This is a genomic window from Novosphingobium sp. ST904, assembly GCF_001298105.1.
Classification (GTDB): Bacteria; Pseudomonadota; Alphaproteobacteria; order Sphingomonadales; family Sphingomonadaceae; genus Novosphingobium.
Window position 1 is genome coordinate 43,246 of record NZ_LGJH01000145.1, and the last position, 21,183, is coordinate 64,428.

18 protein-coding genes and 2 pseudogenes are annotated in these 21,183 nt (G+C 63.4%); 7 read left to right on the top strand and 13 right to left on the bottom strand.

Annotation, left to right across the window (positions count from 1 at the left end):
• The first annotated feature begins 22 nt into the window (after positions 1-22).
• The 3 genes and pseudogenes from moaC to lexA all read left to right on the top strand — a co-directional run bounded on the left by moaC (position 23) and on the right by lexA (position 2,504).
• Positions 23-502: a cyclic pyranopterin monophosphate synthase MoaC gene (moaC, locus tag ADT71_RS13650; protein ID WP_054437618.1), complete on the top strand. Its 480-nt coding sequence runs from the start codon at positions 23-25 to the stop codon at positions 500-502.
• Positions 499-1,710 carry a molybdopterin molybdotransferase MoeA gene (locus ADT71_RS13655; RefSeq protein WP_054437619.1) on the top strand — a complete coding sequence of 404 codons (1,212 nt, stop codon included), beginning with the start codon at positions 499-501 and terminating at the stop codon, positions 1,708-1,710. Before moaC ends, ADT71_RS13655 begins: the two co-directional genes overlap by 4 nt.
• A 97-nt stretch (positions 1,711-1,807) precedes the next feature.
• Positions 1,808-2,504, top strand: a pseudogene (lexA, locus tag ADT71_RS13660) (transcriptional repressor LexA).
• Positions 2,505-2,559: 55 nt separating this feature from the next.
• Here lexA and ADT71_RS13665 read toward each other — a convergent pair.
• Together ADT71_RS13665 and ADT71_RS33645 are read right to left on the bottom strand one after the other, a co-directional pair.
• Complete coding sequence (locus ADT71_RS13665; RefSeq protein ID WP_231635876.1) at positions 2,560-4,032, bottom strand: ComEC/Rec2 family competence protein; 1,473 nt, start codon at positions 4,030-4,032, stop codon at positions 2,560-2,562.
• Between the two features lie 63 nt (positions 4,033-4,095).
• Positions 4,096-4,782, bottom strand: a pseudogene (locus tag ADT71_RS33645) (DUF4131 domain-containing protein); the annotation flags it as partial.
• A 20-nt stretch (positions 4,783-4,802) separates the two neighbouring features.
• Here ADT71_RS33645 and gltX point away from each other — a divergent pair.
• The 3 genes from gltX to ADT71_RS13680 all read left to right on the top strand — a co-directional run bounded on the left by gltX (position 4,803) and on the right by ADT71_RS13680 (position 8,046).
• On the top strand, positions 4,803-6,257 hold the full coding sequence (gene gltX / locus ADT71_RS13670; RefSeq protein ID WP_054437621.1) for a glutamate--tRNA ligase: 1,455 nt from the start codon (positions 4,803-4,805) through the stop codon (positions 6,255-6,257).
• A gap of 13 nt (positions 6,258-6,270) precedes the next feature.
• The gene (locus ADT71_RS13675; protein ID WP_054437623.1) at positions 6,271-7,554 is read left to right on the top strand and encodes a citrate synthase; all 1,284 of its coding nucleotides are present in this window, start codon (positions 6,271-6,273) and stop codon (positions 7,552-7,554) included.
• A 267-nt stretch (positions 7,555-7,821) separates the two neighbouring features.
• Positions 7,822-8,046 carry a hypothetical protein gene (locus ADT71_RS13680; RefSeq protein WP_324695412.1) on the top strand — a complete coding sequence of 75 codons (225 nt, stop codon included), beginning with the start codon at positions 7,822-7,824 and terminating at the stop codon, positions 8,044-8,046.
• Between the two features lie 7 nt (positions 8,047-8,053).
• Here ADT71_RS13680 and ADT71_RS13685 read toward each other — a convergent pair whose 3' ends face one another.
• The 5 genes from ADT71_RS13685 to ADT71_RS13700 all read right to left on the bottom strand — a co-directional run bounded on the left by ADT71_RS13685 (position 8,054) and on the right by ADT71_RS13700 (position 11,991).
• Positions 8,054-9,217 carry a sensor histidine kinase gene (locus ADT71_RS13685; protein WP_369818255.1) on the bottom strand — a complete coding sequence of 388 codons (1,164 nt, stop codon included), beginning with the start codon at positions 9,215-9,217 and terminating at the stop codon, positions 8,054-8,056.
• A complete protein-coding gene (locus tag ADT71_RS35725) occupies positions 9,214-9,423 on the bottom strand; it encodes a hypothetical protein (protein WP_369818256.1) in 210 nt (69 codons plus the stop codon). Before ADT71_RS35725 ends, ADT71_RS13685 begins: the two co-directional genes overlap by 4 nt.
• Before the next feature lie 5 nt (positions 9,424-9,428).
• Positions 9,429-10,382 carry a hypothetical protein gene (locus ADT71_RS13690; protein ID WP_054437625.1) on the bottom strand — a complete coding sequence of 318 codons (954 nt, stop codon included), beginning with the start codon at positions 10,380-10,382 and terminating at the stop codon, positions 9,429-9,431.
• 35 nt (positions 10,383-10,417) lie between these two features.
• A complete protein-coding gene (locus ADT71_RS13695) occupies positions 10,418-11,584 on the bottom strand; it encodes a hypothetical protein (RefSeq protein ID WP_231635873.1) in 1,167 nt (388 codons plus the stop codon).
• A gap of 104 nt (positions 11,585-11,688) precedes the next feature.
• Positions 11,689-11,991, bottom strand: coding sequence for a hypothetical protein (locus ADT71_RS13700; RefSeq protein ID WP_054437631.1), 303 nt, complete (start codon positions 11,989-11,991; stop codon positions 11,689-11,691).
• Between the two features lie 69 nt (positions 11,992-12,060).
• On the opposite strand from ADT71_RS13700, the gene ADT71_RS13705 reads away from it, so the two are divergent.
• Entirely contained in the window at positions 12,061-14,718 is a 2,658-nt protein-coding gene (locus ADT71_RS13705) for an ATPase (protein WP_054437633.1), read from the top strand.
• 40 nt (positions 14,719-14,758) lie between these two features.
• Here ADT71_RS13705 and ADT71_RS13710 read toward each other — a convergent pair whose 3' ends face one another.
• From ADT71_RS13710 to ADT71_RS13735, 6 genes are read right to left on the bottom strand one after another with little or no spacing between them, the layout of a single operon-like run.
• The gene (locus tag ADT71_RS13710; RefSeq protein WP_054437634.1) at positions 14,759-15,049 is read right to left on the bottom strand and encodes a DUF1467 family protein; all 291 of its coding nucleotides are present in this window, start codon (positions 15,047-15,049) and stop codon (positions 14,759-14,761) included.
• A gap of 10 nt (positions 15,050-15,059) precedes the next feature.
• Positions 15,060-16,685 carry a ribonuclease J gene (locus ADT71_RS13715; protein ID WP_054437640.1) on the bottom strand — a complete coding sequence of 542 codons (1,626 nt, stop codon included), beginning with the start codon at positions 16,683-16,685 and terminating at the stop codon, positions 15,060-15,062.
• On the bottom strand, positions 16,682-17,461 hold the full coding sequence (locus ADT71_RS13720) for a type III pantothenate kinase (RefSeq protein ID WP_054437641.1): 780 nt from the start codon (positions 17,459-17,461) through the stop codon (positions 16,682-16,684). The genes ADT71_RS13715 and ADT71_RS13720 overlap by 4 nt, the downstream gene beginning before the upstream one ends.
• 10 nt (positions 17,462-17,471) lie before the next feature.
• Complete coding sequence (locus ADT71_RS13725) at positions 17,472-18,221, bottom strand: biotin--[acetyl-CoA-carboxylase] ligase (RefSeq protein ID WP_369818259.1); 750 nt, start codon at positions 18,219-18,221, stop codon at positions 17,472-17,474.
• Positions 18,184-19,647 (bottom strand): NADH-quinone oxidoreductase subunit NuoN, encoded by a 1,464-nt coding sequence (gene nuoN, locus ADT71_RS13730; RefSeq protein ID WP_054437642.1) that lies wholly within the window; start codon positions 19,645-19,647, stop codon positions 18,184-18,186. The genes ADT71_RS13725 and nuoN overlap by 38 nt, the downstream gene beginning before the upstream one ends.
• Positions 19,647-21,182: an NADH-quinone oxidoreductase subunit M gene (locus tag ADT71_RS13735; protein WP_054437687.1), complete on the bottom strand. Its 1,536-nt coding sequence runs from the start codon at positions 21,180-21,182 to the stop codon at positions 19,647-19,649. Before ADT71_RS13735 ends, nuoN begins: the two co-directional genes overlap by 1 nt.
• Position 21,183: the final 1 nt, after the last annotated feature.

A 21,183-nucleotide genomic window follows, 5' to 3' on the forward strand; every position in this document is an offset into this window, starting at 1 on the left:
AGATCCATGGAGAGGTGAGGCGATGAGCAAGAGCCTGACGCACATCGATACCGAAGGGACCGCACGCATGGTCGACGTCGGCTCCAAGAATGAGACACGGCGTGTCGCGGTGGCCTCCGGCCGCATCGTGATGACGCAGGATGCGCTCGAAGCGATCCAGGCCGGCAATGCCCCCAAGGGAGATGTCCTGGGCACTGCCCGTATCGCCGGCATCATGGCCGCTAAGAAGACCGCTGACCTCATCCCGATGTGCCACCCCCTGGTGCTCGATGCCATAAACCTCGATTTCACGTTTGACGCAGAAGCCATATCCGCCAAGGCAACGGTAAGTCTAAGCGGCAAGACTGGCGTCGAAATGGAAGCGATTACAGCGGTTTCCGTCGCACTCGTAACAATCTACGACATGGCGAAAGCGCTCGATAAGGGCATGATCATCGGCGACATTCGCCTGATCGAGAAGACAGGTGGAAAATCGGGCCACTGGCGAGCTGAAGCGCTGTGAAGCCGCACCTTTCGCTCGAGAAAGCGCAGTCCCGTCTTCTTGCACTTGTCGAGCCTCTCCCCATTGAGCGGGTCGATATCGACGGCGCGCTCGGACGCTTTCTAGCGGAACCCTTGCGCGCTCATCGCAGTCAGCCTCCAGCTGATCTCTCCGCAATGGATGGATATGCCGTAACCGCCGACCTGTCGGGGCCTTGGCGCGTTATTGGCGAGAGCGCGGCCGGCCATCCTTACGAAGCGTCAGTCGGCGCGGGCGAAGCAGTAAGGATTTCGACCGGTGCGATGCTGCCTGAGGGCGCCCAAGCCGTTATCCTTCAGGAAGACCTCGCTCGCGAGGGGCAACAGATCACCCTGACGGGAGAGGCACCCGAACCTAGCCACCGCCATATCCGGCGCTGCGGCATGGACTTTGCGGAAGGCCGCGAACTTCTCGCCGCCGGCACTTCGATCGGCCCGGCGCAAGCCGCGCTCGGCATTGCCGCCGGCCATCGCCACCTGCCCGTCCGACGGATTCCGCGGGTAACCGTCATAGATAGCGGTGACGAACTCTCGACCGACCCTGAGTTCTGCGCCAGCCATCAGGTTCCTGCCAGCAACGGCGTCATGCTGGTTGCCATGGCCCGCTCGCTTCCGGTGGATGCGAACCGGGTAGGCCCCGTGGCGGACAAGCTCGATGACCTCATCGCCGCCTTCGAACAGGCGAGCGATTCTGACGTCATCGTGACCAGCGGGGGTGCCTCGGTCGGCGATCACGACCTTGTCCGGCCGGCCCTCGAAGCATGGGGGGCACAGCTGGACTTCTGGCGCGTGGCCATCAAGCCGGGCAAGCCCCTGCTCGTGGCGACCCGCCAGCGCGCTACCGGGCCGCAAATTGTCATCGGATTACCGGGGAACCCGGTGTCCAGCCTTGTGACCGCCTATCATTTTCTCCTGCCTGTCCTGCGGGCCTTGCTGGGGGCTTCACGGCCAATCCCACAGCCGGTTGCAACCCGGCTTTCGGCCCCCCTGCCCGCTGCGGGCAGCCGCCGCGAGTTTTTGCGCGGTTACTGGAACGGCGAGACGGTCTGCGCGAACCCGCTTCAGGACAGCGGCGCCCTGGCATCGCTCGCGGCAAGCAATGTGCTGATCGATCGCCCCATTGGCGCGCCGGCCGCGAATGCGGGAGATGTTGTTGAAGTGTTCTTGCTCCAAAATGGCGGTATTGCTTGACGATACCGGATTCGTTGCATAATTGTTCCCTCATTGTTCGCAGGCAAATCGCCGGACGAGACAGGGCCATGGGCCGCAGAACGAAGAGGCAACGCAGATGTTGACGCGCAAGCAGCACGAATTGCTCCGGTTCATTCAGGTCCGGCTTGAGGAAAGCGGCATCTCGCCCAGCTTCGAGGAAATGAAGGAAGCGCTGGACCTCAAGTCCAAGTCCGGCGTTCACCGCCTGATTTCCGCCTTGGAGGAACGGGGTTTCATTCGCCGCCTCCCCAATCGCGCTCGCGCTCTCGAAGTCCTGCGCCAGCCTGAGGATGCAACGTCCAAACCTGCAAGATCGACTCCGGCGGCGAACAGCAACGATACTGCAGCGCCTGTCCGCGCACCCCAGATCGCACCTGCCCCCGCGAACGATGTCATCGAAATCCCGCTCCACGGCCGCATCGCAGCCGGCGTGCCGATCGAGGCCTTCGAAGGACAGTCCATGCTCCCGGTTCCCGCAGCGCTGCTGGGTTCGGGCGAACACTATGCGCTCGAGGTTTCGGGTGATTCGATGATAGACGCGGGCATACTCGATGGCGATTTCGCCCTGGTGAAGCGGACCAATACCGCTCGCGACGGTGAAATTGTCGTCGCTCTCGTGCGAGGGGCTGAAGCCACGCTCAAGTATCTGCGCCGCGAAGCCGGAATGGTGCGCCTTGATCCTGCCAATGCCGCTTACGAACCGCAGATTTATGGCCCTGACGAAGTTTGAGGTACAAGGCAAGCTGGCTGGACTGCTGCGCCGCTATCACTGATGCGGCTCAAGCGTGAGAAGATGTCCGGTTGTTCCGCCTTCTCGCCGCCGCTTTATTACCGCGCCTTGGCGATGACGCCATAAGAAAGCGGCGGCGAACGCCACCACCCATGATCACCTTGCGCATCTGCCACTGAATGTACCGTGCGGTGTTCCAGGTCGATCGCCACACCGCCCGTTCTGCTCAGCATGTTGCGATCCGCCTTCAGCCAGGTCGGCCGGCAACTTCGCGGCAGACGGCGGCCAGCGATCACAAGATCGGCACCCCGGCAGGCCCGAGCCAAAGTGTCTTCCGGTACGATATCCCGGCCCCTGGCGATCAGTATGTGGCGCGCCTTCCCGCCACGTTCCAGCATCAACGCACAGAAATCCGGGTTACATCGCGTGCCAGGCCATTCCGCAAGCAATACAGGTTTTGACTGAACTCCCGCTACTTCCATCAGATTGTCCAAAACGTAATCGCTCGAGCTGTCGCGCAGCATGACAAGGCGCCTCCCCGGACCGTCAATCAAAGCAACTTGGCGGCCATCTCCCGAAACGACGATGTCAGGCGGTGTCAGCAGGAGCAGGCCGATAAAGCCGCTGGCGACTGGAAGCAGACCCCAGAGCCTGGCTTTTCCGTGCCAAAGCCCCAGCCAAAGTCCTCCAGTCACGAAAAGTAGAAATTGCCATCCGCCCATCGTCGGCGCCATGCTCACCGCGCCGGGCCGCGAGGCGATGAACCGCGCCAGGCCGATCAGCAGATCGATGGCTATTCCAGCAAGCCACCAGACCGGCGATCCGGCCCCAACGATATCGAAAAGCAGCGCCGCGCCGACCAGGGGCATGACAAGAAAGGTCGTGAGCGGGATGGCAACCACATTGGCGATCGATCCATAGAGCCCGGCGCGGTGAAAATGATAAAGTCCGATCGGCATCAGCGCGAGTTCGATGGCCACGCCCGTGACGAGGATCAGGGATAGGCTGCGCAGCGCCTTGAAAGGCAATGCTTCGTCACGGGCCGAGAACCAATGCCGGATGGGCACCGCATTGCCTAACGCGATCAGCACGACAACGGCGGCAAAGCTCATCTGGAAGCTGGCCCCCACAATCGATTCGGGCCAGATCAGAAGGACGATGAAGGCGGCCGCCGCAAGCAGGCGCATCGACAGCGCCTCACGCCCCATCGCCAATGCGGCAAGTACCAGCAGCGCGCTCACGCAGGAGCGTATGGTCGGCACCTGCGATCCGCTCAGCAAAGTGTAACCAACGCCCGCCAATGCCCCGCTAGCCGACGCAAGGACAGGCAATCGCACCCGCAACGCCAGCGCGGGAGATAACGCCAGCAGGCGCAGCGCGAGGATATAGACCGCACCGACAACTGCGCTGACATGCAGGCCGCTGATCGAGAGCAGATGCGCAAGTCCGGCATCGCGCATCGCCTGGGCCTCTGCCTTGCCGATCCCGCCCATGTCCCCTGTGACGAGCGCCGAGGCGATCCCGCCGGCGGATCCTTCAAGGCTTGCAGCGATATGACGGGACAGCCGCATTCGCTGCTCGCCAAGCCAGTCGTCACCCGCTCCGGGGGAAAGCACCTCCACAGGGGAAAGCACGGCGCCGGTTGCGGATATCCCGGCGAACCAAGCCGCCCTGGCGAAATCGTAGGCGCCAGGCAGCATCGGAGGTGCCGGAGGCATCAATCTCCCGCGGAATCGGATGATAGCGCCGGTTGAAAGTGCCGGAGCCCGCGCCGATGCGGGCAAGTTCACGCGAACCTTGATCGGCCTGCCGGTCCCCGGCTCCCGCAGTGCCAGAATCCGTCTGTCCCGCTTCAGCGCCGGCTGCTCCTCGATCGCGAGAACGCGGGCCGTGAATGTTCCGAACAGCGGCCTTGCGATCGCCGGCTGACCAACCGTTTCCGAGCGCGCCCAGACAACGAGACATCCCGCCATGACGAGAAGCGAGCAAGCGATCATCGCCTGCCTGATATATGGCATCCGCGTAGCACCCTGAAGGCAGTACAGTGCGAATAACGCAACTGCGACGCATACTACGCAAAGGGTGACCCACTCCTCGGCTGTAGGCAGGAAAAACCACGCAGTTATGCCGGTTCCGAAGGCTACGGTGAGCCATGGTCCTCTAGCGAAACCGCAGTTCGAAAGAAAACACTCGACACCGGCCAAACTGCTCGACAAGTGGCTCTGGCTGATCCATGGGCGATGCTGCAATGCAGCGGTTCCGGCAAGATCCGGATGCTCTGAATCAAGTGACGTGGCGGCTTGGCTGGCCATGGCGCGCATAGGACAGGAAGGTTACAATAATGGCAAGCGGCAGTGCATCGAGCGGACCAGACGGCAGCAAGGCCGTCGTCACGCGCTTTGCCCCCTCGCCCACGGGTTATCTCCATATCGGCGGCGCCCGTACCGCACTTTTCAACTGGCTCTTCGCCCGCCATCACGGCGGCAAGTACCTGCTTCGCATCGAAGATACCGATCGCGCCCGTTCGACCGAGCCCGCGATCGAGGCGATCTTCGACGGCCTGACATGGCTCGGGCTCGAAGGCGATGAACCGGCCGTGTTCCAGTTCGCCCGTTCCGACCGCCATGCCGAAGTGGCTGCCGAACTGCTGGCCGGCGGTCATGCCTATCGCTGCTACCTCACTTCCGAGGAACTGGCCGAGCGCAGGCAGAAGGCCCAGGAAGAACGCCGTCCGTTCCGCATCGACAGCGAATGGCGCGATGCCGATCCCTCCACCTGGCCTGCTGACAAGTCCTACGTCGTGCGCGTGAAGGCCCCGCGCGACGGCGAAACGACGATCAACGATCTCGTGCAGGGCGAAGTTACCGTCAGGAACGAGGAAATCGACGATTTCGTCATCCTCCGCTCCGACGGCACGCCTACCTACATGCTCGCCGTCGTCGTGGACGACAACGACATGGGCGTCACGCACGTCCTGCGCGGAGACGATCACCTCAACAATGCCTTCCGGCAGCTCGTGATCATTCACGGCATGGGCTGGGACGTGCCTGTCTACGGCCATGTCCCGCTCATCCATGGCTCTGACGGCGCAAAGCTGTCGAAGCGCCACGGCGCGCTGGGCGTGGACGCCTATCGTGACGATATGGGCGTGCTTCCGGAAGCGCTATTCAACTACCTGCTTCGCCTTGGCTGGGGCCATGGCGACGAGGAATTCATCAGCCGCGAGAAGGCGGTCGAATGGTTCGACATGGCGGACGTGGGCAAGTCGCCCTCCCGCTTCGACCTCGCCAAGCTCCAGAATCTCAACGGCCACTACCTGCGCGAGGCCAGCGATGCGCGTCTCGCCGAACTGGTGCTGCCGCGACTGGTGCAGGCCGGCTACGAAGACCCCGACCTCGCCCTGCTCACGCAGGCGATGCCGGTACTGAAGGTCCGCGCAAAGGACCTCAACGAACTTGCAGAAGGCGCCGCCTTCCTTTTTGCCAAGCGTCCGCTCGCATTCAGCGAGAAGGCGCAGGCGCTTCTGACGGACGAGGCGCGGGGGCGCCTTGCCGCCATTCACGAGCGTCTGTCCGCGCAGCCCGAATGGGCTCTGGAGGCATTGGAAGCCAGCCTGAAGGCAATGGCCGAGGATCTGGGATTGGGCCTCGGCAAGCTCGCGCAACCCTTGCGGGCGGCCCTGACTGGTCAGACGACCTCTCCGGGTATTTTCGACGTATTGGTTTTGCTCGGCCGGGACGAAAGCCTCGCACGCATTGGCGCGCAAGCGGACGCCACGACCGGGTCGCACATATAAGGAGTAAGAACTGGTGGGTGATCAGGTCAAACTGAATGCTGGTGGCACGGAATTCGACTATCCCGTGCTCAAGGGCAGCGTCGGCCCGGATGTCATCGATATCCGCAAGCTCTATGCCCAGACGGGCAAGTTCACGTACGATCCGGGGTTCACGTCGACGGCGAGCTGCGAGAGCGCGCTGACCTACATCGACGGCGACGAGGGCGTCCTGCTCCATCGCGGTTACCCGATCGGTCAGCTGGCCGAGAATTCGTCGTTCATGGAAGTCTGCTATCTCATGCTGAACGGCGAACTGCCGAACGGCGGTGAGCTCGACAACTTCTCGAACACCATCACGCGCCACACCATGCTCCACGAGCAGCTGGCGAACTTCTACCGCGGTTTCCGCCGTGACGCCCACCCGATGGCGATCATGTGCGGCGTGGTCGGCGCCCTTTCGGCGTTCTACCACGATTCGACCGACATCTCCGATCCCGAGCATCGCAAGATCAGCTCGCACCGCCTGATCGCCAAGATGCCGACGATCGCCGCTGCGGCCTACAAGTACTCGGTCGGCCAGCCCTTCCTCTACCCGGACAACTCGCTGAGCTACACGGGCAACTTCCTGCGCATGACCTTCGGCGTGCCTGCGGAAGAGTATGAAGTGATCCCCGCCGTCGAAAAGGCGATGGACCGTATCTTCATCCTCCACGCCGACCACGAGCAGAACGCCTCGACCTCGACCGTGCGCCTTGCCGGTTCGTCGGGCGCGAACCCGTTTGCGTGCATCGCGGCCGGTATCGCCTGCCTCTGGGGTCCTGCCCATGGTGGCGCGAACGAAGCCGCGCTCAACATGCTCAAGGAAATCGGTACGCCGGACAAGATCCCGCACTACATCGAGCGCGCGAAGGACAAGAACGATCCGTTCCGCCTGATGGGCTTCGGCCACCGCGTCTACAAGAACTACGATCCGCGCGCCACGGTCATGCAGAAGACCGTCCGCGAGGTGTTCGACGCGCTGAAGGTCACCGACCCGCTGTTCGAGACGGCCCTGCGCCTCGAGGAAATCGCGCTGAGCGATCCGTACTTCGTCGAGAAGAAGCTCTTCCCGAACGTCGACTTCTACTCGGGCATCATCCTCTCGGCCATCGGTTTCCCGACCACGATGTTCACCGCGCTCTTCGCTCTCGCCCGCACCGTGGGCTGGGTCGCGCAGTGGAACGAAATGATCTCCGATCCCGGCCAGAAGATCGGCCGTCCGCGCCAGCTCTACACCGGCCCGACGCAGCGCGATTACATCCCGCTCGACAAGCGCTGAGACTGAGCAGCAAAGTATCGCGAGACATTGTGATATTTCGAAGAGGCCCTCGCGAAAGCGGGGGCCTTTTTTCGTTGTGCTTCGGCTGACGTCGCAGCGGCGACCGGCTCTTCGAAAAATCGGGGTGTCGAACGCGATGAGCGGGGAGTATCCTGCTGGCAGGAACAACTTGCGAATCAATTGCGCGGCGTCCGCAGGAACTTCACAGATCCAGCCACATTCTCGCCGCAAGTTGCTGTCAGGTGTCAAAATTCCTTGGGAGGAATCATGATGCTGTTCCTCAGAATTCTTGTGATCCTTGTTGGACTATGCGCCATCGGCATGGGTATCCTGCTCGTCGGCCAGGGTACGGGCGTCGTCCCATGGCCATTGGACAGCTTCATGCTGGATGACCGTGGATGGGCGATACGCGGCGCCGTGATGGCAGCCGTGGGCGGCATCCTGATCTGGCTCGCCCGTCGCGGGAATGGCGCCAGCAACAACCACCTCTAGGTGAGGTTCAGGCCTCGAGGTCTGCCGGCACTTCCAGAATGAAACGAGCCCCCTGCCCCGGAGCGCTTTGCACCGACAGTTCGCCGCCCATCGCGCGGGCCAGACTGCGCGATATATAGAGGCCGAGCCCGGAACCGCCGTCGCCGCTGCGGCCAAGGCGCTCGAATTTCTCGAAGACCTTCTCCTGGCTCTCCTGCGAGATTCCCGGTCCCTGGTCAGCCACGATCACGCGCGCACGGTCGCCGGCCGCTTCCAGTCGGACCCAGATGTGGGACTGTTCGGGAGAATAGCGGATCGCATTGCCGATGAGGTTGAGCAGAACTTGAAGAACGCGGCGATATTCCGCCACGGCGGGAAGTGCCTCCGCTGCGTGTGGGGCCTCGATCACGATGTTCTTCTCCCGCGCCCGTACATTCAGGATGCCCGCTGCCTGCCGCGCAAGTTCGGACAAGTCCACATGGTCCGGAGCGGTGCTGAAGCCTTCGGTCTCCACGACTTCGAGATCGGCAAGATCGCCGAGGAGATCGAGCAGCAGCTTTCCTGCGCCCGCAATTTCTCCGGCATATTCCGCGTAGGCATCCGGCAGTGGCCCGGCGAGGCGCGTGCGGATGGTCTCGGCATTGGCGATGATGCGCGAGATCGGCTGCCGCAGGACCGGTGCCAGATCCTGCCCGACAAGACTCCGGCGAAGCATGGGCTCCATGGGCTCACGCGCCGGCGCGGCGGTGGAAGCCGGGGTATCGGAGACCAGCAGCAGTTCGAAACCGGCAGGGTCGAAGCCCGGGCGCATGTGCGGAACCAGCGAGACGCGCCAGGATCGCTGCGAACCCGGCACCGCGACCCGCACGCCGTCAAGAAGGCGCCAATGCAGCGGCTGCTGATGCGTGACATTCTCGGGGGGCAGAAATTCCGTCCAGAGTTGCCCGAACCCCGTTTCCATCGCCGCCGTCACGTCAGCGAGTTCCGCACTGTCCGACATGACGGCAAGCACGCGCTGCCCGGCGTCAAGCTGTGCGCTCAATTCGGCAAGGTGGCGATCGATCATGGTCCGGCGACGTTCGACCGACGCGGCATCCTCCACCGGTGCCGGCGCAGTCTGCCAGTTACGCACCACGATCTGGCAACCTTCGCCCAGTCCCTGCGGCTCGACTTCGACCCAGGCGGTGATCACGTCGCGCCGTCGTGCGCGCTGACGGCGCGCGCGAGGCGAAAACCATAGCGACGGGCCTTGCGAACGAGTTCGAGAAGTTCGGGCACGGCGATAGTACCGGGCAGTTCCCCGCCGCAACGCTCCTGCAAACCCGCCAGCGGTTCGTCCGCTTCCAGCAATCGGTCCTGCGCATCGCAAACAGCGCGGGCGATGATGGTGCCTTCCATCAGCATCAGCCGCCGTGCCGCCCGGTTGCCAGAATAGATGCGGCCAGATCGCTGCCGAGCCGCTCAAAGCCGTCTGGCAACATCGCTTCGGGGTGAATGGCCAGAAACTGCTTTTCGATGTCGGCAGCCTTCAGCCCCGCTGCGCGCAAGGCAAGGGCGAGACGTGCCAGTTGCGCCTCATGGGTGGCGAGCACCGCTGCCTCCCGGCGCAGGCCGGAACCGATCGCCAGAGCCGTAAGGAACAGCGCGGCGCCCGCATGTCCTACCGAAAGCGCGGCGTGGAACGCGGCGCCAAGGCCGGTCACCAGCCTTGCCGAAAGGCCGAGGCGGGTCGCGCCTTCATCGTAGCGGCGGCGCACATCGGCCTCCACCAACGCAAGACGCTCCATCCGTTCGGGACTGCCCGCTACCATGCCGCGAACAGCCAGCAGCGCTCGGTGCAGCAGTTCACCCGGCAGTTCGGTAAGGCTCAGGCTCATGCGGCGCTGGGCCTGGCACCAGCGCGCCTGTGACGCGAGCCATTTGACGGCAATCCCCTGCACAGTGCTGTCGGGCGAAGAAGCCATGGCCTGCACCAGCGGTGAAACGACGGGATCGAGCGCCAGACGCGACTGCAGGCGCTCGGTCATTTGCCATTCGAGTGCAAGCGCATGAACGTGCGAGAGAATCAGCGGGTCGCCCATGAACATCCGCGCCAGATCCTCGATATCTTCGGACATCTGGACGGCTGTGGATCCGTCAGCGTGAAGAGGCTCGATCACTCCGCGCGCCAGTTCCGCCAGCATCCCGCGAACCCGCGCAAGAATTTCGTCACTGAACAGCGCGCTGTCTTCCGCCGCCAGCAGATATTGGAGGATCGGAAGTACGCTCTCGGCCATGGCGTCGCCGCGCGCGAGGTCCGCGCGAAGCAATGCCTCCGCGGTCTGGTCGTCGGCCGGATGAACAGCGTTGTCGATCATCCGTCCCGTTTACCTTGTATCTGGTTAAGCCCCGGTTAGTTCTTCCGACGTAGCGGAAGAACCATGCCGATCACAACGAGCACGATCGCCAGAACTTCCGCCAGCGGCTCAACTTGCCCGAATCCTGCGGCAAAAGCCAGCACCAGTCCCAATGTGGCACGGTCCGCCGCGAGAGATGCCGCCGTTCCGGATACGAAACGCGGGATCATCACCAGCAGCATCATCAACATGGCCGGCGGGAACATCCAGGAGATGAGTGATTCTCCACCAAGCCGAGCGATCCCTGCCAGCAAGGAAAGCCCGAAAGCAGTGTCCACCAGCCATCCCAGCACATCGGCACGCGGGATTGCGGGAGGCAGTTGTCCGAGCGCATGACGCTCGGCAGACCGCAGCAGGCGGCTCGCCTCCACCAGCACCGATGCAAGCGCGAGGAACAGGAAACCGGCGGCCACGAAATTGAACCAGACGAGACCGCCCGCGATCGCCAGTGCCCCAAGTACCGCCGCGCTGAGCACATTGCTGGCATTGCCGGCATGCAGCAGCGAGGAGCCGAAGTTGAGCACGCCGTAACGAGCGACCGCGCGCCCGGGCGACACCTTGTCCCCACCCTCGAACCGGCCGCGCAGCCATTCCATCTCAACCGCGTGAGCTTCGCCCTCATCGCGGATCAGGCGCCAGTCCACACCGCTCCGTGCCGCGGCAGGGACTTCGCGCATCGGCACACCGGACTGCAGGGCAATGCGCATCAGGGCGGAGATAACGTCGCAATCCGCCGGAAGTTCGTGAAGATTTTCAACCAGATGCCCAGGAATTCTCATAATTCCCGCAGATGCACGGTTAATGTCGACACGTTCGAAACCCGCCGCCAGCGCCCCTTCGACCGGCTGCACGAGGACTGCCGGCGATCGTCCTTCGAACAAGGGCACAACGCCGGAAGGCTCCGCGAAAAGGCCCTCGCCAATCACCACGAGTTCGTCATTCGCCGTGACAAGCCCGGAAAGCGGGCGCGATCCCGTGGCGATGTAGAATTGCAGCCCGGCATCTTCTGCCATGTGCTGCAAGGCAATCAGATCTGGAGACGGGCCGCGTGCAAGGCAGATCACCCGCTGGCAGTCGAGCGCAAGGGCCATGCCCAGCTGGTGCTGCGCCAGGGTCGCGCCGCCCACGCGCAGGAAGGCGCGCGGGATCGACTGGCCCGCCACGGCGGGCTCCATCATGGCGAGCAAGGCAATACGCAGTTTGGTAAACTCCAGCGACCGTCAACCTGTAGGCAATGGCCGTGCCAGTGCCAAGCACCGCAGGCACATCAGTCGACGGAAAACTCCGTGAGATAGGCCTTGAGCTTGCGAATGACGGCTGGCTCGCCCGGCGCAGACTGAAGCGCCTCCTCTGCCAGTACCAGAAGCTTCATGGAATGGAAGCTCGCCGCGAGCCCCTTGAGCCGCATCGCGGCAAGATGCCAGTTCCCATCACATCGCGACCGCGCGAGAAGGTCGGCCTGCCGCATCACGCTTTCGGCGTAGGATGCGCGCAATTCGGCAAAAAGCGCAGAATCCCCGCCTGCCGCGGCGGCGAGGGTCGCTTCGAGGGCACCTGCTTCGTAAGCCATTTCCCCAGCTTAATGACGAACGGGTTAAAGGAGGGTTTATCGCAGCTTCGCGCGTGGTATCCTGCGGCCATGGCTGGGGAAAACAGGATCATCGCGTTCGGCGCGAACGGCAATGACGGCAATTCTGTCGAAGGCAATCCGGACCGGACCGAAGGGGCTCCCCCTTCCTCCGAGGCGCACGGCGAGATGACCGTCCCGGATGAGGCCTGGCACGAAGCCTGGGTCGCCTCCGAAGGCGAGGCATCGCCGCCGCACAGGTTCGACTGGACCGTGCCGGCGCTCGCCGGCGCAGCCGCGATCGGCTGGACAGCATTCTTCCTCTATGCCCAGTGGCCGGTCCTGCGTGCAGGGATCACCGCCGACGCGGTTCCGCCGCTGATGGTCCAGTTGACGGTTCCGCTGCTTCTCATTGCGGTAGGCTGGCTGCTGGCGCTGCGTCACAGCACCCGCGAAGGGCAGCGCTTCGGCGACGTGGCGCGCATGCTTTCCACCGAATCCGCGCAGCTTGAGACACGCCTCACTGCCGTGAACCGCGAACTTAGCCTCGCACGCGAATTCATAGCCGCCCAGTCCCGCGATCTCGAGGCGCTCGGCCGCATCGCCGCCGAACGGCTCTCCAGCAACGCCGAACGGCTCCAGGACCTGATCCGCGATAACGGCGCCCGTGTCGATTCGATCAGCGGCGTCAGCCAGGCCGCGCTCGACAACATGGAGAAGCTCCGCGGGCAATTGCCCGTCATCGCCAGTTCGGCCAAGGACGTCACGAACAATATCGGCAATGCCGGGCGCGCAGCACATGTGCAGCTCGAAGACATGATAAACGGCTTCAACCGCCTCAACGAATATGGATCTGCAAGCGAACGGCAGGTCGCGAACTTGCGAGAAGCGGTCGATGGTGCACTGGGCGAGATCGCCGCGCGCTGCGAGCAGGTCGGCGCCCTCGCCGATGAACGCTTTGCCGCACTTACCGAACGCGGCCAGACCTTCCGCCTCGATCTGGACCGTCACGAAGTCGAAGCCCTCGCCTCGATCCGCACTCGCGCTGCTGCCTTGGAAGACGAGATTTCCCAGTCCCGCGCGCAGCTTGATCTGCACGAAGCGGAAAGCCTGACCTCTCTCCGTGCCCGCCTCGTCGCCCTGCGCGAGGAAAGCGATGTGGTTTCGCGAGCTCTGCGCGACGGCGAAGGACGCGCCGCAGCGGCCTGGCGCCAGGCTCTCGACGAATTGCATGAGGAACAGGCGGAAGTCGCGCGCGGCATCGCTCTTACCCAGGATGCCGCCGTTTCCGCCTTGCGCGGCTCCGTCGCCGCCATCGGCAATGATGCCCAGGCGCTTGACCGTGCGATCGCCGAGCGCCGCGAGCAGCTCGACAAGGACACCAGCGAGCGCCAGTTGCGCCAGGCCGAGCAGGAACGCCGCGCCATTACCCGCATCGAACACATGCTCGGCGAACTCGACAATGCCATGTCCGAAAGGCTCGAACGCCAACGCCTGCAGGCGGCCACTCTCGGCGAACGTGCTGCCGCTATCACCGGGGAACTGGGCACTTACGAGGCGCGCTTCGGCGCCATCGCCACCAGCAGCGAGGCTCTGGAAAACCGTCTGCGCGGTAGCCTGACCTCCCTTACCGAACGGCTGACCGCCGCGCGTGCCACGCTTCTCGCCACAGACGGCGATGCAGAGAAGCTGACCGAGACCAGCGTGCGGCTGCTCGAACTGATCCAGGGCAGCGCCCGGTACGCCCATCATGACTTGCCCGAAGCTCTTGCAGTTTCGGAAGATCGGCTCAACCGGCTTCAGGCCGGCGTCGCCACCGTGCTCGAAGCGCTTCGCCAATCCGCGCAGAGCGGTGCGGAACTGGCCGGCGGCGTCGAACAATCGGGCGAAAACCTCAAGTCGCTTGCAGACGAACTCTCGGCGATGCACTCCGAGCTTTCAGAGCACGGCGTAGCCCACGGAAAGTTGCTGGACGTCCTTCGCACCACGATAGCCGATATCGACAGCGCGACACAGAACACTGCCGGTAAGGCCAGCGGCGAGTTGAGCAATGCACTGGCCGCGCTGGACAAGACGATCCACGAAGTCGTTGCGAATATCGAAACCGACGCGGCTGGGCGAATTGCAAAAGTCGCTGACGAGCTCGGAGCCGAAAGCGCCAGCGCCATCGACAAGTCCATGCGGACCCGCGTAGCGGAAGTGACCGGCCAGCTCGATCAAGCCGTAGCGCATGCCTCCGGCGCCGCTCGTGAGGCCACGATCCAGCTTCGCGACCAACTCACCAAGGTCGACGAACTGGTCGGCAATCTCGAAAGCCGCGTCACCCATGCGCGCGAGCGTGCCGAGGAGCAGGTGGACAATGACTTCGCACGTCGTGTCGCGCTCATCACCGAATCGCTCAATTCCAATGCGATCGATATCGCCTCGGCCCTGTCCAGCGAAGTTTCCGATACGGCCTGGGCATCCTATCTTCGCGGTGATCGCGGGATCTTCACGCGCCGCGCGGTTTCCCTGCTCGACGCGGGCGAGGTCAAGTCGATCCAGCAGCTCTTCGAACGTGATGATGCCTTCCGCGAGCATGTGAGCCGCTATATTCACGATTTCGAGTCGATCCTGCGGCAGATCCTGTCCACTCGCGACGGCAACGCGCTGGGCGTTACCCTGCTCTCGTCCGACATGGGCAAGCTCTACGTAGCGCTGGCCCAGGGCATCGAGCGGCTGCGGAGCTGAAAGGTCAAGGCGGCTGGAGCTGGCTCAGCCGCCCATTTCCTTAGTAACCGAGGTCCTGAACCGGCGGCTTACCGAAGAAATTGAGATCACTGACAGTGATCCATTGCTGCGCATAATTGACGTAGTAGAGGCCGAACAGCACCATGGCGAGAACCGTGGCGCGCTTCGCGATCAAGCGAGGGCGGAAGTTCACAGGTGCACTGTCCGCATGGCCCTTCTCAACCCGATATCCCTCGACTTCGTTCGGCGTGCGCAGGCCGAAAGGCATGACGAGGAAGGCGCTCAGGACCCAGAACAGGCCGTAGATCGCCACCATCGAAGTCCACTGCATCGCCATATCGTCAGTCCTCCAGCAGCATCACCTGCACTTGCGGCTTCTTGCCCGACCAGCGGGTAGCGGCACGCCGGGCGGCAAGGCGCGCAGCCTCGACACGCACTTCGCGATCGGATTTCTTGGCGCGGCCGAGTGCATCGGCAACGTCGCGCTGCGCTTCCTCGACAAACTTGGGATAGTCCTCGTCAAGCGGAAGGCCGATAGCAGCAACCTTCACATGCCCGCGCCGGTCCGCAGCCACCGAGACCACGCCGTTGGACGCGATCCGGCGGCGCATGATCATGGCATCGCCGTCAGCCGGGGCAATGATGTCGCCGTCAAGGATCAGCCGCCCAGCGCGCACTTCGCCGAACTTGCCCGGATTTCCGGGAGCAAGCCGAACCAGATCGCCGTTCTTCTGGAATACCGCCTTGGGAATTCCGCTTTCAAGCCCAAGCCGGGCCTGTTCGCGCATGTGGCGGATTTCGCCGTGAACGGGCAGCAGGATTTCAGGACGGATCCAACCATAGAGCGCGACCAGCTCCGGCCGTCCGGGATGACCCGAAACGTGGATCATGCTCTGCCGGTCCGTGACGATCACGATGCCTGCGTCCGAAAGGCGGTTCTGGATACGACCGATGGAAATTTCATTGCCGGGAATCTGGCGGCTTGAGAACAGGACGACGTCGCCCTTCTCAAGCTTGATCGGATGATTGCCGTCGGAGATACGCGAGAGCGCCGCACGCGGCTCACCCTGCCCGCCCGTAGCCACGATAAGCACTTCGCCGCGCGGAAGATCCATCGCGGTTTCCACGTCGATCAGTTCGGGCAGCTTCTTGAGATAGCCGCTGGCCTGACCGGTCTCGATTATGCGGTCCAGCGAGCGCCCGGCCACGCAAAGCTTGCGATTGGTCTTGCGCGCGACTTCGCCCAGCGTCTGCAAACGGGCCACGTTCGAGGCGAACGTAGTGACCAGGACACGCCTGCCGCGATGCTTCTTCACTTCCTCCAGCAGCCCGCGATAGACATCGCCTTCGGAACCGGACGCCTGCGGATTGAACACGTTGGTAGAATCGCAGACAAGCGCGAGAACGCCGTCATCGCCAATCGCCGTGAGTTCGGCCTTGGTCGCAGGCGTGCCGACTTGCGGTTCATCGTCCAGCTTCCAGTCGCCCGTGTGGAAGATGCGGCCGAACGGCGTATCGATCAGCAGCGCGTTGCCTTCGGCGATCGAATGAGCCAGCGGAACGTAGCGGATACCGAAAGGACCGATCTGGAACGCGTCGAGGTGATCGATCACGATCAGTTCGACTTCGCCGAGGATACCTGCTTCTTCCAGCTTGGCAGCGACGAGGCGCGCGGTGAAAGGCGTCGCATAGATCGGAACATCGAGTTCCTGCGCGAAATAGGGAACCGCGCCGATATGATCCTCGTGCGCGTGCGTGAGAACGATGCCCAGAAGGTTCTCGCGTTCGCCTTCGATAAAGTCGAGATCGGCGAAGACGAGGTCCACCCCCGGGTATTCGTTCATCCCGAAGGTCATGCCCAGGTCGACCATCAGCCACTTGCCCTGGCAGCCGTAGAGATTGACGTTCATGCCAATCTCGCCCGACCCACCGAGCGCACAAAACAGCAGTTCGTTACCTGGAATCACTTCTTGGATGCCCTTTCGGCAAGAATTGCGAGGCCTTCGAGCGTCAGGTCGGGATCGACCGCGTCGAAAATACTGGAAGCCTCGTCGAACAATACGGCTAGCCCGCCGGTCGCTATGACCTTGGCGGGGCGCCCGATTTCGGCGCGCATGCGGGCGATCAGGCCCTCCATCATCGCCACGTAACCCCAGAACACGCCGATGAGCATCTGGTCCTCGGTATTACGGCCGATCACGCTCTTCGTCGCAGGCACCGCGATGGCGATACGCGGCAGCTTGGCCGTATTCCCCACCAGCGCGTCCAGAGAAAGATTGATGCCCGGCGCGATGATGCCGCCCTTGTAGGCGCCGCGATAGTCTACCACGTCGAAAGTGGTCGCGGTGCCGAAATCGACGACGATGAGATCGCCGCCATGGCGTTCATGCGCGGCGATGGCATTGACCGCACGGTCTGCGCCGAGCGACTTGGGCTGATCGACATCGATGTCGATCGCATAGTCCGCCTTGCCGACGCCTGCGACCAGCGGTTCGACATCGAAGTAATGCCGGCAGAGAATTTCGAGGTTGTGCAGCGCACGCGGAACCACGGTGGAAATGATGATGCTGTCGATCTCATCGGCGGCAACGCCGCGGATCGAGAGAAGCTGCATCAGCCAGACCGCATATTCATCACCCGTGCGGCGCGGATCGGTGGCGATGCGCCAGCGACCGCGCAAAGTGCGGCCCTCGAACAGCGCGAAGACGACATTGGTGTTGCCGGCATCGATGGCAAGCAGCATGGAATTTCCTTCAGGCGAGCGAGACGTCACCGGCGTGGACGACACGTAGGGACCCGTCGGCAAGACGCAAGCGCAATGCTCCATCCGGGTCAAGCCCGGCAAAGGCGCCCGGGACCATCCCTTCCTCATCCATGGCCACCAACAGTGGAGTGCCCTGCGGATGGGCGTGGCGGGTCCATTCGGCCAGCGTGGATGCCAGTCCTTCGGATCGCCACCGCACCAGACGTGCGGCAAAGCAGGACGCCAGATCGCCCAGGACGGCCTGTGCATCGCCGCTATCGGCAGGGTTTTCAGAAAGGATCGAAGTGGTTGCCCGGTCCGGCAGCCGAGGCGCGCTTACCACGTTGACGCCGATGCCGGCGATCACATGATCGCCCGTGCGCTCCAACAGGATGCCGCAGATCTTGGCGCCCCCGACCAGTACGTCGTTCGGCCACTTCAACTGGCAATCCGTGCCCCCGCGAAGCCGCAGGGCCATGAGATCGCCCACGGCAAGCGCGGCGACGAAAGCCAGCGTGTGGACGGGAGGGTCATCGGCTCTCAGCGCGATGACGGTGCTGGCGTAGAGATTGCCCTCAGGCGAGGACCATTGGCGACCGCGGCGCCGCGTCCGGCGCTCTGCCTGACCGCACGCAGCCAGAAACCTTCCGCAAGCCCCTCCCCGGCGCCGAGGCGCCGGGAAAGGTCCGCGTTGGTGGAAGCGGTCTCTTCGACGACCTCGATCAAAGGCCGGTGAACAGAGCGGCCGAAGCCGTTTCAGTCAGGTGGCCAAGCCACTTGGTGAGCAGGAAGCCGAGCGGCGAGATGAACACGCACGAACCCACGAGGATCAGCTTGTGCCAGATGTCGCTTTCACCCTGCACCACGTCGGCAGGTTCGTCGAAGTAAACTACCTTAACGACCTTGAGGTAGTAGAAAGCGCCGATCACCGAGGCTGCGAAGCCGATGGCGGCAAGCGCGATCATGCCGCCGTCGACAGCCGCCTTGAACACCAGGAACTTGCCCCAGAACCCGAAGAGCGGCGGAATACCGGCAAGGCTGAACATGATCATCGCCAGCGCCAGGGACAGGCCCGGACGGCTGCGCGAAAGGCCGGCCATCTTGGCGATGTCCTCGACCGGGTTACCGTCGGCATCTTTGAGCATGAGGATCACGACGAAGCCGCCCACCGTCATCGCAACGTAGATTGCGAGGTAGAACAGCATGGCCGAAATGCCCTGCGGGGTTGCCACGGCAAGGCCGACGAGCATGAAGCCGACGTTGTTGATCGACGAATAGGCCATCAGTCGCTTGATGTTCGACTGGCCGATGGCGCCAAGGGCACCCACGACGATCGAGGCGAGCGCGGCGAAGACCACGATCTGCTGCCAGGCAGCCGCCTGGTCGCCGAAGGCTTCGACGGCAACGCGCATGGTCAGGCCGAGCGCTGCGACCTTGGGGGCCGTGGCGAAGAGCGCGGTAACCGGGGTCGGCGCGCCTTCATAGACGTCCGGCGTCCACATGTGGAACGGAACGGCACTGATCTTGAAGGCAAGGCCGGCGAAGACGAAGACGATGCCGAACAGCGCGCCGTTCGAGAGACCGTGCACCATCGAGGCACTGATACCGGCAAACGAGGTGGTTCCGGCGAAGCCATAGGTCAGGCTCATGCCGAAGAGCATGATACCCGAAGCCAGCGCGCCCAGCACGAAGTACTTGAGGCCGGCTTCGGCCGAACGACCGTCGGTGCGCAGGAACGCCGCGAGGACGTAAGCGGCCAGCGAGTTCATTTCGAGGCCGATGTAGAGCGTCAGCAGGTCGGTGGCCGAGACCATCATGCCCATGCCCAGCGAGGCGAGGAGCACGAGAACCGGATACTCCGCACGCATCGCCTTGAAGCGGTCGAAGTAGGCCGGGGCGATCACCAGCGACACGGCGGCCGAGAGGTAGATCAGGATCTTGGCATAGGACGCGAAGGCGTCCGCACGGAATTGGCCGAAGAAGGCCGAGGTTTCGGCACCCATGGCGCCGCCGCAAAGCGCGGGGGCGACCAGGATGCCGGCGGCGACGAGCGCCGCCACGGCGAGAACGGAGATCAGCCTGGCTGCCTTGTCACCGCCCCAGGCGGCAATGAGGAGCAAGACGAGGCTTGCGACGCTAAGCGTTTCTTCCGGCGCGATAAGGCGCAGCGACTGTGACCAGTCCATCAGTGTGCCCCCTCATGCGCGGCTGCTTCTTCATGTGCAGGCTTTTCCTTGCCCATGACCAACTTGGCGTCTCCTTCCGGCTTTGCGCGAGCGAGCCGGGCGTCGAGTGCGGCAATATCTGCGCGCATCGGAGCGATGAAGCTCTCGGGATAGACGCCCATCCACAGGACCGCGAGGCCGAGCGGGATCACCATCAGGTATTCACGCAGGTCGAGGTCGGCCATGGCGGCGGCATCGGCATTCTTCTGGTCGCCAAAGACGACACGGCGATAGAGGTAGAGCATGTAGGCGGCACCCAGGATGATGCCGGTGGTGCAGATCAGCGCCGTCCAGCTCGATGCCTGGTAGATACCGCCGAGGCTCAGGAACTCGCCGACGAAACCGCTGGTGCCCGGAAGGCCGATCGAGGCCATCGTGAAGAGCAGGAAGAACAGCGCGTAACGCGGCATGTTGATGGCAAGACCGCCGTAGCGGCTGATCTCACGGGTGTGCAGGCGATCGTAGATGATGCCGACGCTGAGGAATAGCGCGCCCGAGACGAGACCGTGGCTCAGCATGACCAGCATCGAGCCTTCGAGGCCCTGCGGATTGAAGGCGAAGAGACCGATGGTCACGATCGCCATGTGCGCGACCGACGAATAGGCGATCAGCTTCTTCATGTCGTCCTGCACCAGCGCGATGAGCGAGGTGATGACGACAGCGGCCATCGACAGGCCCCAGACCAGCGGCGCGAAGTAGGCCGACGCTTCGGGGAACATCGGCAGCGAGAAGCGGATGAAACCGTAGCCGCCCATCTTCAGCAGCACGCCTGCCAGGATCACCGAGCCCGCGGTCGGCGCCTGAACGTGCGCCGCCGGAAGCCAGGTGTGAACCGGCCACATCGGCATCTTCACCGCGAAGCTAGCGAAGAAGGCGAGCCACAGCCAGGTCTGGACCTGCGGATCGAAGTCATAGGTCATCAGCGTGGGGATGAAGGTCGTGCCGGCGGTGTGGACCATCCACAGCATCGCCACGAGCATCAGCACCGAGCCGAGCAGCGTGTAGAGGAAGAACTTGTAGGAGGCGTAGATGCGATCCGCGCCGCCCCAGATGCCGATGATCAGGTACATCGGAATGAGGCCGGCTTCGAAGAACATGTAGAACAGGAAGATATCCTGGGCTGTGAAGACGCCGATCATCAGCGTTTCGACGAGCAGGAACGCCGCCATGTATTCGCCCACGCGCTTCTCGATCGAGTTCCAGCTCGCGCCGATGCAGATCGGCATGAGGAAGACGGAAAGCTCGATCAGGAGCAACGCGATACCGTCGATGCCGAGGGCGTAGGAGAAGCCCGAGAACAGCTCGTGCCGTTCCTGGAACTGCCACTGCGCACCGCCGACGTCGAAGTTCAGCCAGAGGACGACACCAAGGGCAAGGTTCGCAAGGGTGGCGAGAAGCGCCACCATGCGTGCCGATTTGGCATCAAGGTAGAGACATGCCAGCGCCGCCGCGAGCGGCACCAGCAACATCAGACTGAGGATCGGAAAACCACTCATC

Bases quoted from the DNA above. Each gene is read 5' to 3' on its own strand.
- ADT71_RS13700 (WP_054437631.1), bottom strand. From the start codon at position 11,991: ATGGCTTACGAAGCAGGTGCCCTCGAAGCGACCCTCGCCGCCGCGGCA.
- ADT71_RS13705 (WP_054437633.1), top strand. From the start codon at position 12,061: ATGGCTGGGGAAAACAGGATCATCGCGTTCGGCGCGAACGGCAATGAC.
- ADT71_RS13735 (WP_054437687.1), bottom strand. From the start codon at position 21,182: ATGAGTGGTTTTCCGATCCTCAGTCTGATGTTGCTGGTGCCGCTCGCG.
- ADT71_RS13720 (WP_054437641.1), bottom strand. From the start codon at position 17,461: ATGCTGCTTGCCATCGATGCCGGCAACACCAATGTCGTCTTCGCGCTG.
- nuoN (WP_054437642.1), bottom strand. From the start codon at position 19,647: ATGGACTGGTCACAGTCGCTGCGCCTTATCGCGCCGGAAGAAACGCTT.
- gltX (WP_054437621.1), top strand. From the start codon at position 4,803: ATGGCAAGCGGCAGTGCATCGAGCGGACCAGACGGCAGCAAGGCCGTC.
- ADT71_RS13665 (WP_231635876.1), bottom strand. From the start codon at position 4,032: ATGCGGCTGTCCCGTCATATCGCTGCAAGCCTTGAAGGATCCGCCGGC.
- ADT71_RS13690 (WP_054437625.1), bottom strand. From the start codon at position 10,382: ATGATCGACAACGCTGTTCATCCGGCCGACGACCAGACCGCGGAGGCA.
- ADT71_RS13680 (WP_324695412.1), top strand. From the start codon at position 7,822: ATGATGCTGTTCCTCAGAATTCTTGTGATCCTTGTTGGACTATGCGCC.
- moaC (WP_054437618.1), top strand. From the start codon at position 23: ATGAGCAAGAGCCTGACGCACATCGATACCGAAGGGACCGCACGCATG.
- ADT71_RS35725 (WP_369818256.1), bottom strand. From the start codon at position 9,423: ATGGAAGGCACCATCATCGCCCGCGCTGTTTGCGATGCGCAGGACCGA.
- ADT71_RS13710 (WP_054437634.1), bottom strand. From the start codon at position 15,049: ATGCAGTGGACTTCGATGGTGGCGATCTACGGCCTGTTCTGGGTCCTG.